Source organism: Gammaproteobacteria bacterium (assembly GCA_033720895.1).
Classification (GTDB): Bacteria; Pseudomonadota; Gammaproteobacteria; order Natronospirales; family JAJUFS01; genus JAWWBS01.
Window position 1 is genome coordinate 19,097 of sequence record JAWWBS010000003.1, and the last position, 13,870, is coordinate 32,966.

Here is a 13,870-nt window from a genome sequence, read left to right on the forward strand (position 1 = left end):
GCTACGCCTCCGAGCCCGGACGGCCGGCTGTCATGTCGGCAACCACCACCTGGTTGCGTCCGGAACGCTTCGCCTCGTACAGCGCCATGTCTGCCTTGTTGATCAGCGACGGCAAGTCACGGACGCTGTCGCCAGCGACCGCCACGCCCACGCTGACTGTCAGGCGCAATTCACCCTTGTGGGTCTCCAGCCGCAACTCCTCGATGCTCTTGCGTAACCGGTCCGCAACATCCGCCGCGACATTGATCGGTGTCTCGGGAAGCAAAATGACGAAATCCTCGCCGCCGTATCGACCGATGATGTCGAAGTGGCGAAGATTGTTTCTGCAGGTCGAGGCGATGATCTTCAACATGCGGTCACCGATATCGCGCCCGTAGGTGTCGTTTATCTCGCGGAAATTGTCGGCATCCAGGAGGATCAGCGCGACATCCCGGTCATAACGCTTGCCACGATTGAACTCGAGCTCGGCGAGTTCGAAGAAATAGCGCCGGTTGTTGACCTGGGTAAGCGTATCGGTGGTCGACAGGTTCTGCAGTTCCGAGAACAGGCGCGCGTTGTCGAGCGCGACCAGGGCCTGCGTCAGGAAAGCCGAAACAATATCCTGTTCCTGTTGCGAAAATGCCGGCGCCTCGCGGCCGACGATCAGGAGTGCGAACTCGTCTGCCCTCGAGAAAGCAGGAATGGCGAGGAAGCGGGAATGCTCGCTCATGCCTTCGCGCAAGACCTGCAAGCGGTCCTCGTCCGGGCTGAACACGCGGGGCTTGCGCGAATGCCGGACTTCGGCAAAGAAGCGCGAGAAGCTGCCCGGCAGCTGTCGCAGGGTCTCGCGCTCCGTATCCGTGAAGCCCTTCACGCCGGCCACCTTGATATCGACGCCCTGTTCCATGAACAGGACGGCCTTGCGGAATGCCACCATCGCGCGAAGATTCTCCAGGAGCTCTTCGGCAATCTGTTCCGAATCAAGCGACGACGTGAGCGCCTGGGTCAGTTGCTGCAAGGTCTCGGCCCAGCGCCGCTTGTGCTGCTCATGCGCAAAAGCATGGCGTTCCTGCACGCGATGCCGGTAATAGGCCAGGCCGGCGAATACCGATGAAAGCACCAGGAATACATATATCGAATACGCCCACCAGGTGGCCCAGAACGGTGGCGTGACATGCAACAGCAAGCGCGCTTCTTCGTCGCTCCAGCGACCGCTGCTGTTGGCGCCCTGGACGCGCAAGGTGTAGCTGCCCGGGTCCAGGTTGGTATAGGTCACGTTGGGCGAACCCCTATCCATCAACCAGGTGGTATCGAAGCCCTCCAGCCGGTAGCGATAGCTGTTCTTTTCGGGCGCAGCATAATCGAACACCGAGAACTCGAACCCGAGGACGTTGTCCGACCAGGGCACAGTCAATTCATTCAGCTCGGATATGGGGCCACCACGGGCGATTTCCTCGTTGAACTTGAAGAACTTGGAGATGGCCACCTTCGGCGGTGTTGTCCTGCGCTGGATCGACTCGGGGTAGAAGGCACTCAGGCCATTGATGCCACCGAAAAACACCTCGCCGTCCTCGGCAACATACTGCGCACCCGAGTTGAACTCGTTGCTCTGCAGGCCATCAGTGACATCGAACTGACGGATCGCGCCGGTCACCGGATCAAGCTCGTTCAGTCCCTTGTTGGTGCTGATCCAGATCATCCCGCGACGATCTTCGACCACACCGTAGGTGAGATCGCTGTTGAGCCCTGCGGCCATTCCCAGCCTGGTGATGCTGCCATCCGGGCGAATCCGGTTGACGCCGAAAACGGTTGCCACCCAGAGGCTGCCGTCACTGGATTCCAGCAGGCCGATGACCTCGTCGTTACTCAATCCGTCTGCCTTGGTGTAACGCTTGCCAAAGGTGCTCGACAGCGGATCGAAATGCACCACGCCGGCATCCGTACCCAGCCAGAAGCCACCGCGACTCGCACTGGGCGTCACGGCAAAAAGGTTGTCACTCGGCGGCGTGGACTCCGGCTTGTCCGGATCGTGGGCAATGCTCGAAAGCTCGCCCGACTTGGCATCGATTCGCCCTAGACCCTGGTAGGTCAGGGTCCAGACATTGTCTTCGGCGTCGATGAACAACTGGTTGATCGTGTTGATGTAGTACGCATCTCCACCCTCGCCCACCTGCCATTCGAACCGTTCGAAATCGTCCGTGGCCTCCCGGTAACGCGCCACGCCATAGCCGGTACCCAGCCAGACCTGCCCCTTCGAATCGATGCGAGCGGAGAGGCCGTACTCGTAATTGAGTGACGTCGGATCTTCCGGGTCCCAGGTGTAATGGCGGTACTTGCTGGTCTCCCGGTCAAGTCGGCTGAAACCTGCGTCGGTACCCACCCAGATATTGCCGTCGCTGTCCGGCTGGATCGACCAGACCACGCGATTCGGCAGCGCAAACTCGCTGTCAGGTCTTGCAGCGTAATGCCGGAAAGCGCGGGTCACCGGATTGAAGGTATTCACGCCACCTGATTGGGTACCGATCCATATGATTCCGGTGCGATCTTCGAAAAGGTCCCAGACGTAGTTGTCGCTGATGCTGCGAGGATCCGCCGGATCATGCCGATAGTTCTCGATGCGTTCGGCATCCTTGTCCAGCCAGTAGACGCCGTTGGACAAGGTCGCCATCCAGACGGCGCCCGACTTGCTCAACAGCAACTCGTGTATGTAGACGGGCAGGCCGCCATCGACACCGAAGTCAGCCATCGAAAACTGCTTGACCACCTCAAGCTCGGCATCGAGCAGGAACAAGCCGCCCATGCTGGCCAGCCACAGGCCGCCGTCTGGCGTTGGCTCGATGGCGAAGAGCTGCGGATACCCCCCGAGAAGGGGCAATTTGTCGGCAAGGTCCACCAGCACGAACGAGTCGGTCTCCGGATCATGCAGATGCAGGCCCATCGAGGAAACGAGCCAGATTCGACCCTCGCCATCTTCCACGATATCGCTCGGCAGGTGACCGGCCTGCTCGGCCAGTTCCTCCGGCGACAGTTGCGGCTCGTTGTCCGCACTTGCTTCCGCATCTGCGCCAGGATCGGCCTCGCTATCGGCCTGCGCACCCTCCTCGCCAGCCGGCGCTGGCGGCGAATATTCGCTCGCCCAGGAAACCGAGGTGACCTTGCCGTCGTCAATGCGATCCACGCCACCGTAGGTAAGCACCCAGACGGCGCCACTGGAGTCCTGGTACATGCGGGTGATGACCGGGTCACTCAATGAGTCAGGGCTGCCCGGTGAATGCTTGAAACGCTGGAACTCGTCGGTCCTGAGATCCCATCGCTCGATGCCCGCAGAGGTCGTCGCCAGCCACAGCGCCTCACCCGACCGATCGACGAGAATGCTGCTGAAGGAGCTCTGTGCAAAGGATTCCTCTTTGCCCTCCTCGGCACGGAAGATCTCGAAATCATGGCCGTCAAAACGATGCAGGCCATCCTCCGTCGCCAGCCAGATGTAGCCCGTCGGATCCTGTGCGACCGAGGTTACCGTGTTCTGCGACAAGCCGTCCTGCCAGGTGTATGCCTTGAAACGCAAGCTGGCAGCTTGCTCGCCGGCGGTTGCCGGCATGGCAAAGAACGCCAGCGTCGCGACAAGGCACCATCGTGCGACAACGGTGTGGATGGTCATGTTGGAGCTATCCCCTGCATTCTGCGAGTGGCGCCGCCCGGTCGAATTTCTGCGTTCCCGTCAGCGGCCGGCTACATTGCCAAAATATCGTAAAATGGCCTCTCTCGGTAGGGTCAAATGGGGCTTTGGATGATGGAATTTCCAGACCGGCATCCGCCAGAGGGGTGGCTGAAGAGCCTGGCAGCAGGCCGCCACGTCACGGTGCTTTCAGGTGCTGGCCTGTCGGCAGATTCAGGCGTTCGCACCTTCAGGGACCCGCAGGACGGCCTCTGGGCCGAATACAGGCCGGAACAGCTCGCCACGCCAGGTGCCTTCGCCGCAGCGCCGACGACGGTCTGGCAATGGTACCAGTGGCGACGGCGTGCCATCGGCGCCGCGCAACCACATGCCGGCTACCACGCCCTCGCGCGCCTTGCCGGCAGCCTGGGCTGGCAGCTGATCACGCAGAATGTCGATGGACTGCACCAGCGCGCTGGCATGACGGTACTGGAGTTTCATGGCTCCATCTGGAAAGAGCACTGCCAGCGTTGCGAGACACCCAATCCCGAAGCACCGACGACCGCGGAAGAGCCGCCTCGATGCAGCTGCGGCGGCCTGTTCCGGCCGTCAGTCGTATGGTTCGGGGAAACGCTCGACGCGCAGGTGCTGCAGTCCGCTGCGGCGGCAATGGCGTGCGATACCCTGCTGTTGATAGGTACCTCGGCCCAGGTCTATCCCGCCGCTGCCCTTGCTGGCGAGGCTCGGTCACGCGGCGCGACGGTGCTGGAGATGAATCCGGAGGTCACGCCGGCGCAGGTTGATTCCCGCTGGTGCTCCAGCGCCCTTGAAGGCTTGCCAACGCTGGCCAAGGCCCTGCTCGGCTGACCGGGCCTTCACGCCGGCAAGGCAGGCCCCAGGTCGCCCCAGCTGAGCATGGTGCCGCAGTCATCGGTCTCGAAAAGGTCGATCCGATCCATCGCCGGCAGGGCTTCCTGCGTCTGCTGGCGCATCCACCGCAACACGGCCCGCGGCGTCGGCGACCCCATACCTTCCAGGTCGTTCAGGAGGTGATGGTCCAGCTGGCGATAGGCCGGCTCGAACGCGGTCTTCACATCGCCGTAATCAACGGTCCAGCCGAGCACGTCATCCAGTGGTGCGTTGAGATGCAGACGCACCAGGTAGCTGTGCCCATGCAGAGCGGAACGCTGGTCGTCCTTCGGCAGGTCCAGCCGCAACGCGCTTTCGAAGCGCCGCTCCTTCCAGATTCGGTAGTGCATGCCATCGTAATGCGCTCCCGCCGTCCGGGTTTCGTAGACCGTCACCCAGGAGAGCGTTGCCAGCTGCGGCTTCAGGCGCTGCCAGAGCCACTGGCACAGCATTTCGCTGGTCGGATTCTCGAGGCCTTCGATATCGTTCAGGCAGGCGTGATCCAGTTGCTGCTGCAAGGGCTGCCATGCGCGCTCCAGCTGCTCGTAACGCGTGGCCAGGGCGGCCTCGTCGGCCAGGCTGACATTGGCGTGCAGAATCACGACAAAGCCATGACCGTGCATGCGACCACACTGGTGACCGGGCGCCACGTTGGGCAACTGGTGAGCGGCTTCGAACTGGAAACGTCGCCACACATGAGCCTCGCCGCGATCATCGAGATCCACACCCTGCTGCCGCGTGCTGGCAATGCCCACTTGCCGGATCCCGGGCAGGTCCAGTTCCCCGGCCAGGCGATCTCGCAACCAGCGGGCAAGGTTTTCGTCCGTGGGCAGTTCGACCAGGTCATTCAGGTAACGGTAATCCAGCGGGCGCACGCCATCCGCCAGGGCGGCTTGCAAGCTGTTGGCCTCGCAACCCTCGACGCCACCGTAGCCCGAGGGCAAGGCCGCGCGAACTCGCGCGCGAAAGGAGTGTCCATGCAACCTGCGCGCGGGCGCATCCGCTTCGAGCACCGGCACATCGCGAGCCGCCTCGAAATCCGCCGCCGCCTGCATCAACCACTTGTCACTCACTGAAATCGCCTCCGATGGGCCGACAATGACAGTGGCAAACCGTCATGTATCGGAAAAACTTCTACAATGTTAGTCTCGAAATGATCAAGCCGTAACGCCTAGCTGCGTTGGGAGGCAGCATGCACACCAGCCAGGATTTTCCGGTCGTTCCTCATGCCGAAAAGGTTCGGCGGTGGAAATATGTCGCCCTGTCCCTCAATCACCGCTGCAGGTCCTGTCACAACCTGGTCGTATTCGACGAGCGCCAGCACTACTTCACCACCGGCAATTGCCAGCGCTGCACCCGACAACCCTATTGAGCACACCCGGAACGGATCAGCCCGTAATGGCCTGGTAAGGCAGGTAGACGACGGCCGCCAGCAAGGCGATCACCAGCAGCAAGGCCACCAGGTTGATGACATTCTTGATCAGCTTGTACAGGGGACGGTTGGTCTTCTTCAGCTGCTTACCCTTCTCCAGCATCGGCGCCACTCCGCTGAACAAGGCATTGATGCCGCCCGCACGGTCGGAACTGTCGTTCGGAACGATCGTCAGGCGCATGAACTGGCAGTAAACCCAATTGACCAGCCTGCCAAACAGGTTCATGGGCCGGGCCACGTCACACATCAGGATCAGGCGGTACTGATCGGTTTCGTTCGCAGCGTGGTGAACATAGGTTTCGTCGAAGAGGAAAGCCTCGCCGTCCCGCCACGAGTACTTCTGGCCGTCGACTTCGATCCAGCAATCATCCGAATTGGGCGTTGCCAGGCCCAGGTGGTAGCGCAAGGAGCAGGCAAAGGGGTCGGAATGCCGACGCAGCTTGCCGCCGGGCGGCAGCAAGGTGAACAAGGCGCCCTTCACCGAGGATATCCCCTCCAGCAACTCCACCGTCCGCGGGCAGCTGCGCTGGCCGGAATGATGGGTATAGCCGTACCACTTCAAGTAGTACTTGCTCCAGCCGCTTTTGAAGAACGTGTGAAAACCGACGTCGTAGTAACCCTCGTTGCCCGGCGTCTTGATGCGATCGAATTCCTGATTCTCGTAAAGGCCCAGTGCTTCGGAACGGATGGTTTCCCAGTTGTCCCGGATGACGGCCAGCTCCGGGAAGTCTTCCAGCGAGGGCAAGGGTCTGGCCGCCCGGCGCTCGGTCGCCATGTACAGCAGGCAGTTCAGTGGTGCGAACATGGGCCAGCATTTTCGCAGGTAGGGCTTCAGGCTGGGATGGCGGTACTCGCCCCGGAACGCGTAGACGTAGGTCATCGACGCCAGCGCGAACGCAAGCAGCAGCAGCGCAATAATGACTACGGATGTCATCTGGAAATCCCCACTGACTGGATTCGAACCGGGAGTCTAACCCAGATGGTGCAGTGTGCCGAAATCCTGGCGGCCACGACGGCAGGCGGGCTTCAGCCCCCGTCGGACACGCGGACGCAGTTTCGCCCGTCGGATTTCGCCTGATAGAGGGCCTTGTCAGCCCGTGCGACCAGATCCGTCGGCATGAGGCGACCGTTGGGAAGAGTGGTTGCCACCCCTACCGAGATGGTTGCCCCGAGACTGGTCGACTCCACCTTTTCACGCATGGCCTCGGCCAGCTGGACCGCCGCATCCTCTCTCGCACCGGGCAGGATGACGAGAAACTCCTCGCCACCATAACGAGCGACCAGGTCTTCGGCACGCCTGAGGCTTTGCGACAACATGCGGGCCAGGCGCTTCAGCAAGGCATCACCCTGCACATGACCGAAACGGTCGTTGAACCGCTTGAAGTGATCCACGTCGATGACCAGCAGGGAGAGATGACGCTCGTTATCGCGACACTGGCGCCAGACTTCATCGAGGTACTCGTCGAGCCGTCGCCGATTCGGGATCTCCGTCAAGCCATCGAGGTGGGCCATCTCGCTGAGCTGCCGGTTGGCTGACTCGAGCTCCCGGGTTCGAATGGTGACCTGCTCCTCCAGGCGCTGCGTTTCCTCGCGCAACCGCGCAAGCCTTTGCTGGGTCCAGACGCGCGCCATCCAGGCCACGCTCAGGACGCCGAGCAGCACCCAGATCACGATGGCGAACGGGGTCTGGTACCAGCTCGGGAGAACCACGAAGCGGAACGGCGGCGCCTCCGAGATCCTGCCCTCGCTGTCCCGGCTCCTGAGCACCAGCGAGTACTCTCCCGGACGCATCCGGTAATAGGTGAAGGTGCTGGACGTCGTCCAGTTGGAGAATGAACCTTCGAGGCCGATCATGCGTGCCGAATAATAGACGGGCTCGCTGCTCTGAATGTCGGGCAAGGCGTAGTCGAAATGGATGGTTGCCGAATCACTCTCGAACTGGTGGACAATCTCGGGGTCCAGGGGCAGCGGCCGGCGGCTGTCGTCGGGAAGAATCTGTTCAATGGCCGTGAACCGGACGTCGACTCGCGGGCGTGCAGGCAAGCCGGACACGGCATGAAACAGGATCTTGCTGCCAGCCACCAGCGCGACATCGCCGTTAATGGTACGGGCGATGCTGGCAAGGCCGCTGCGCGTCGAAACATTGACGGTTTCTTCGTGCCAGCTCGCCTCATCAGGATAACGGTGATAGACATTGCGATGATCGATGGCCCAGTACTCGCCATCATCGGCGCGACCCAGGCGCAGCAGCGCATTGTCGGCACGCAGGGAATCGAGCCCTTCGAGATCGGTGCGCTCGAAACGATCGGCATCGGAATACAGGAAGAAACCTTCACTCGTACTGACCAGTACGCGCTCTTTGTCCTGGAAGAGCCAGGCTGACGGGGGCGATCCATAGGCCAGGCCCTCGGCTTGGCCAAGCTCGAGAATGTCCGGCGATTCAGCGTCCTGCCCTGCCACATCGAACCTGATGACACCGCCGCGCGTGGTCCCCAGGAGCAGTTTCCCGGGCGCCAGTTCGACCAGTGAAAAAACGCCTGGCGAGTTCGCCAGCTCATGGCGCCAGAGCTGCGTGATGCTTGTTCCGTCGACCCTGACGGCTGCGAGACCCAGCTCCGTGCCGACGTAGACCAGGCCGGGGTCGAAGCGGGAAGCCTGTAACAGGCGCGGATAGAAAGTACCCTCGCCCAGGTTGGACAGCCGTCGCCCGTTGTCATCAATCATCAACAACTCGTAGGAATTTGCCAGCAATGCACGCTGGTCATCCAGCGGCAACAGATCCCAGCTGGCATGACCGTCCGTCCAGTCCAAGGCGACCAGCTCGACCTCGCCATGGCTGGCAGCGACATCGAGACGCGAGACGCCAGCAGTGGTCAGCACGTAGTAGGCATCCCCCCAGGCGCGCAAGCCCTGCATGCTGCTCGCCACACCCATGCTCTCGTCCACGATCATCCAGTGCGTCGGCCACGGCACGTGCATGATCGAGTCCATGCCACTGATAAGCACACCGGTGTCCGTTGCAACGATCCCCGAAAGGTAGCCGGTGTCGATGACGAACCGGCTCCATTCGCGAGTCGCAACATCAAGGATGAATAGTTCGCCATTCGGCGTCACCAGGGCCAGCGTGCCATCCGGCAAGCGCGTGCCGCCGCTGAAATACGAGGAGGGTGGAAAGTTCTCGGGCATGCTGACGTCGACCAGCGCACCGTCGCGAAGAATGTGCCAGCCGCCGTCACGCTGCAGGCTCAACAGGCCGTCGTCGCCCACGGGAAACCAGCGGGATACCAGGTGTGACAGCGACTGCGTATCCGGCATGGGCTGCCATTCACCGGCCACGAGCTTTCGCAGGCCTTCCTGCCGGAACTGCAGCACCAGGTCACCATCGACCTCTGCCAGCGCCCCGAACCTTCCCTCGTGATACCAGCTGCGGGCCTCGCCGCTGCTGCTGTTCCATGCGAAGACGTGGTTGAGTGCCCGGAAATAGACCGTATCGCCCTGCACGACGACATCCCAGATATCGGCAAAACCCTCAGGAGGAATCTGCTCGCCGAATGCGGTCAACAGCTCGCGGAATTCATGCCCACCCGTCGCGCTTGGCCTGAGGTAGCCAAACAGGTTGTAGCCACCCACGTAAATGCGCTTTTCGCCATGGTGTTCGACCACCGGACTGAGGCTGCGAACAATGTCGTTGTTCGGCAAGGCCAGTTCCTTCCAGCGCTCGCCATCGAAAACCAGCACGCCGCCATAAGATCCGACCAGGACTTCATCATGGAAGCCGGTGGTGATATCGAAAGTCTGCGGGTAAACATCGATGTCCGGAACGAAGCGCGCCACCGGCGGCGTGCCTGGTGGCAATGATCCTGCGGGAGACGAGGCAATGGCCGACGGCAGCCACAGCGGGGCGAGCAGCAGAAGGCCAGCTGCTGGAAATACACGGGCGGCACATGCCGCAATGCTGCGCAACCGCTCGCGCATGGCTTCCCCCCTAGGCGGTCATGATTCGACACTAAAACGCGCGTCGAGAAGACACCGTCAGCAAATGCTGTTTTTCTGTCCGCCAGACTAGGGAATTCAAGACCTCGCCTGCGACGCCTTACTCCTGCTCATCCATGTCCTTGCCCGTCAGTCCTTCCAGCGACAGCAATTCGCTGGCCTTGTCCTGGTCAAGGCTTTCCACATCCTTCAACTTGCGATCCATGGCGCGGGTGCGTGTCTCGGCGCTCTCGATGGTATTCGAGACGGTACCAATCTGTTTCTTGATCTTCGCCAGCACGTCACCGAACTTGCCGAACTCTGTCTTTACCCCGGCCAGCACTTCCCAGACCTCGCTGGAACGTTTCTCGATTGCCAGCGTACGGAACCCCATGCGGAGGCTGGACAGGATGGCCGACAGCGTCGTCGGCCCCGCAACCACCACTCGATGCGTGGTCAGTAGCTCGTCCATCAGGGCCTGCTGCCGGATGACTTCGGCATAAAGGCCTTCCGTCGGCAGGAACAGGATGCCGAAATCAGTGGTGTGCGGCGGGTGAACGTACTTCTCCTTGATCTTCTTCGCTTCGTCGCGAATCGAGAGCTGCAGGCTCTTCATGGCGCGATCCACTTCCTCCTGGTCGGCCCGCTCGGATGCATCCAGCAAGCGCTGGTAATCTTCCTGCGGAAACTTGCTGTCGATCGGCAGGTAGATGCTCTTGTCGCTCTTGCCCTGCCCTGGCAGCTTGATCGCGAACTCGACAATGTCGTTCGTGTCAGGCTTCACCTTGACGTTTCGTTCGTATTGCTCGGCTGTAAGCAGCTGTTCAAGAATGGCCGACAGCTGCACCTCGCCCCAGGTGCCGCGCACCTTGACGTTGGTCAGCACCCGCTGCAGGCCACCGACATCGCTCGCCAGCGTCTGCATCTCGCCGAGGCCACGTTGCACCGCCTCGAGGTTCTCGCTGACGCGCTTGAAGGATTCGCCAATGCGCTTCTCCAGTGTCGACTGCAGTTTTTCCTCGACCACTTCGCGCATCTGGTCCAGCTTCTTCTCGTTGTTCGAACTCAAGGCATCGAGGCGCTTCTCCAGGGTCTCCTGCACCTTGCCCATTCGCCGTTCATTGGCCTCGGTCAATTCCTTGACCTGCGCACGAACCTCCGCCAGTGCCTGCTTCTGTGCATCCGCTGATTCCTTGCTGGCCCTGGCGAGCCGCTCACCGAGCCGCTCCAGGTTGCTGACCAGCTCTTCGCGCAAGGCCCGTTCCGCGTCGCGCGCCTCGGATCGCATGAGCTGCAACTCCTCGCGAACGCTGTCGACCACGGGCGTGGGATCCAGTGACGACTTGCGGAACAGAAGGATTCCGACGGCGACAAGCAAAAGTGCTTCTATGACAAGAACGGCGATAAGCAACGTATTTCCCTCCAGGAACTGCCAGGCTGTGCAGACCTGTGCAGTCTACTAGCTGGGCAGGGGAAATGTACCGTCACTGGCGACAGCCATTCTCACCGCTGGCCCCGACTGCACTTGCATCGTCCCGGCGGAAGCTTGATATTGGCTGTCCTGCGGCTTTTTACCAGATGCAGCCCGCTGTAACGGCAGAAGAACTGCCAAGGATCGACTTCAATGCCATTCTTTCCGGCGCGTGACACCGCCATTGGCTCCGTCCTGACCCTCCTGGCTTTCGCGGTACTGTGGATCATCACCTACTCCGCCAACACCCTGCTCGATCCCCTGTTTTTCAAACAGGTCGGGGTGAGCTGGCTGTTCATTCCCGCCGGTATCCGGCTGCTCGCTGTGATCGTGGGGCGGTGGCAAGGCGCCCTCGGCATCATGCTGGGCACGCTGGCGACAAACCTCTACCTGTTCAGCGACCCCTATTTCATCTACGGTGCTGCGCTGTTGAGCGGCCTGGGGCCCTTGCTGGTGCTCTACCTGCTGGAATTGCGGCCCGGTTTCCGTGACAACCTGGTATTTCTTTCCATCCCGAACCTGATCGCCCTGTGCATGATGTTCGCCGCCATCAACGTGGCCCTGACGCAGGTATTCTTCCTGGCTATCGGCATTACCGATCCACTGGCTTTTGCCGGAGCTGCCACGGCAATGTTCGTGGGCGACTTCAGCGGATCGGTCCTTGTCATGGTGCTGGTATTTCCAGTGGCCCGGAAGTTCGGGCTGTTGAAGCATCCGCCCGAGCCGGAATCCGACTGACCGGCCTTCGACCAGCGGACAGTCCGGACGGCTTGATGCGGATCAAGGTGCTCGCAAAGGCCTGGCAGTAGGCTCCCTCCAGTCACTGGAGAATGGGAGACCGGACATGCAATCACTGCCGCATACCTATACCGCTGCCGCATACGGACACCCGGCGGGCGTGATCCCCATCAGCAGCAAGGACCTGGACCCCATCAAGACCCAGGCGCCGCCCGAGTTTGGCGGACCTGATGGCTTCTGGTCACCAGAAACCCTTCTGACAGCAATCGTCGCCAACTGCCTGATCCTGACCTTCCGGGCGGTGAGTCGGGCGGCGAGATTCGATTGGGAAGACCTTGACGTGAAGGTGGACGGCACCCTGGAGAAAACTCCGGAAGGCCTGCGCTTTACGGAGTTCTTCATCAAGGCGGAATTGACCATCGAGGACGAGGCGGAAGCGACGCAGGCAGAGACCTTGCTCCTGAAAGCCAAGCAACAATGCCTGCTGACCGCCTCTCTGAACGGCGAGGTCAGCCTGGATACAAAGATCAGAACTGCCGTGGCCTGAGAAGCGCGGATTCTGCCTGCTTGCGCCTGTTTCTGGTGCCGCCTGTCGCGGAGAACTTCATGACCGGCGGCATGACCGTGGTGCTCAGGCGTTGATCACGTGCCTCTCTCGGACCCGTCAGACCCGCTCTGCCATCGAGAGAGTATTCAGCAGGCAATGTGCGAAGACCAGCGGCCACAGGTTTCGACCAAAGGCGACATAGCCGATCCCCATCGCCAGGCCGATCAAGCCGACCGTGATCGATCGCTCCGACAAGTCCTGGGAATGTCGGAAACCGAAAATCATCGCCTGCAGCAGGACAGCAATGATCGTCGCCACCCAGGTACTGGATAGCGCGCGTTCAATCCAGTTGATCAGGAACCCGCGATCCAGCAACTCCTCCAGCATGGATTGCAGCCAGACAAAGGGAATGATCATGAAGAACATTGCCCAGTTGCCGGACAAGTCGCCGAACTTGGATACCGCCTCCTCGCCCGATGCATCCGGAGCAACATCGAGCCCCAGCTGATCTTTCAGCACCTGGAAAACGATGATCGAGCCAATTGCAAAGGCGAAAATGAACACCGTCGCCATAACGCTCTGCTTGAAACTGCTCGGCATCCGCAGGCCGAGATCCTTCCAGAAGACCTTCCGAAAGCGCATCAAGAGACACGCCACAAGCAGCGTGGAAAGCGACCAGAGCAAACCATTGGCAATGAAGTGGAGCTCGGAGAAATACAGTTCCCGAACCAGGAACATGATCGAGATGTAGATCACGAGGTCCAGCAGGAAAACGCGTGGTGATGCATCCTGTCCGTTGGCCGCGGCCAGTCCCTTGGTACCTGGATTCATTTGTATTTCCCTATACCGTCTGTCGAGCGAATTGCCGATTCATTCGGGCAAGGCGGATGCTGCTTGCAGGCAGCTTAACGAATTCGAAGGCAAAAAGAACAAACCAGCGGAAATGATGGCCGACGCTCCGGACGGCCTCGGCTGGAATCACCGGCTGAAAACGAAGAAGCCTCGGCTTTCGCCGAGGCTTCTCGATGATGTCTGGTCGGGGTGAGAGGATTTGAACCTCCGACCACCTGCACCCCATGCAGGTATCGAAAAAACCATCTTTTCCTTATATTTCAGCGGTTTATCGTCACAAAAGACCTGCATTTTTGAGTACTGTCAGGTAAATAG

10 protein-coding genes are annotated in these 13,870 nt (G+C 60.8%); 4 read left to right on the top strand and 6 right to left on the bottom strand.

Annotated features, from left to right (window positions below; all coding sequences use genetic code 11):
* Position 1 precedes the first annotated feature (1 nt).
* A complete protein-coding gene (locus R3217_01125; protein ID MDX1454035.1) occupies positions 2 to 3,637 on the bottom strand; it encodes a diguanylate cyclase in 3,636 nt (1,211 codons plus the stop codon).
* Between the two features lie 129 nt (positions 3,638 to 3,766).
* Between R3217_01125 and R3217_01130 the strand changes: the two genes are divergently transcribed.
* Positions 3,767 to 4,501, top strand: coding sequence for a Sir2 family NAD-dependent protein deacetylase (locus tag R3217_01130; GenBank protein ID MDX1454036.1), 735 nt, complete (start codon positions 3,767 to 3,769; stop codon positions 4,499 to 4,501).
* 8 nt (positions 4,502 to 4,509) lie between these two features.
* On the opposite strand, the gene R3217_01135 is transcribed toward R3217_01130, so the two are convergent.
* Complete coding sequence (locus tag R3217_01135; GenBank protein MDX1454037.1) at positions 4,510 to 5,616, bottom strand: 6-carboxytetrahydropterin synthase; 1,107 nt, start codon at positions 5,614 to 5,616, stop codon at positions 4,510 to 4,512.
* Positions 5,617 to 5,735: 119 nt separating this feature from the next.
* On the opposite strand from R3217_01135, the gene R3217_01140 reads away from it, so the two are divergent.
* A complete protein-coding gene (locus R3217_01140; protein MDX1454038.1) occupies positions 5,736 to 5,915 on the top strand; it encodes a hypothetical protein in 180 nt (59 codons plus the stop codon).
* Positions 5,916 to 5,931: 16 nt separating this feature from the next.
* Here R3217_01140 and R3217_01145 read toward each other — a convergent pair whose 3' ends face one another.
* The 3 genes from R3217_01145 to rmuC all read right to left on the bottom strand — a co-directional run bounded on the left by R3217_01145 (position 5,932) and on the right by rmuC (position 11,358).
* Entirely contained in the window at positions 5,932 to 6,909 is a 978-nt protein-coding gene (locus tag R3217_01145; protein MDX1454039.1) for an aspartyl/asparaginyl beta-hydroxylase domain-containing protein, read from the bottom strand.
* 92 nt (positions 6,910 to 7,001) lie between these two features.
* Positions 7,002 to 9,950: a diguanylate cyclase gene (locus R3217_01150; GenBank protein MDX1454040.1), complete on the bottom strand. Its 2,949-nt coding sequence runs from the start codon at positions 9,948 to 9,950 to the stop codon at positions 7,002 to 7,004.
* Positions 9,951 to 10,068: 118 nt separating this feature from the next.
* Positions 10,069 to 11,358, bottom strand: coding sequence for a DNA recombination protein RmuC (gene rmuC / locus R3217_01155; GenBank protein MDX1454041.1), 1,290 nt, complete (start codon positions 11,356 to 11,358; stop codon positions 10,069 to 10,071).
* Positions 11,359 to 11,571: 213 nt separating this feature from the next.
* Between rmuC and R3217_01160 the strand changes: the two genes are divergently transcribed.
* Complete coding sequence (locus tag R3217_01160; GenBank protein MDX1454042.1) at positions 11,572 to 12,156, top strand: hypothetical protein; 585 nt, start codon at positions 11,572 to 11,574, stop codon at positions 12,154 to 12,156.
* A 106-nt stretch (positions 12,157 to 12,262) separates the two neighbouring features.
* Entirely contained in the window at positions 12,263 to 12,703 is a 441-nt protein-coding gene (locus R3217_01165; GenBank protein ID MDX1454043.1) for an OsmC family protein, read from the top strand.
* Positions 12,704 to 12,820: 117 nt separating this feature from the next.
* Here the strand turns inward: R3217_01165 and R3217_01170 are convergent, their stop codons facing one another.
* The gene (locus R3217_01170; protein MDX1454044.1) at positions 12,821 to 13,534 is read right to left on the bottom strand and encodes a CPBP family intramembrane glutamic endopeptidase; all 714 of its coding nucleotides are present in this window, start codon (positions 13,532 to 13,534) and stop codon (positions 12,821 to 12,823) included.
* Positions 13,535 to 13,870 lie beyond the last annotated feature (336 nt).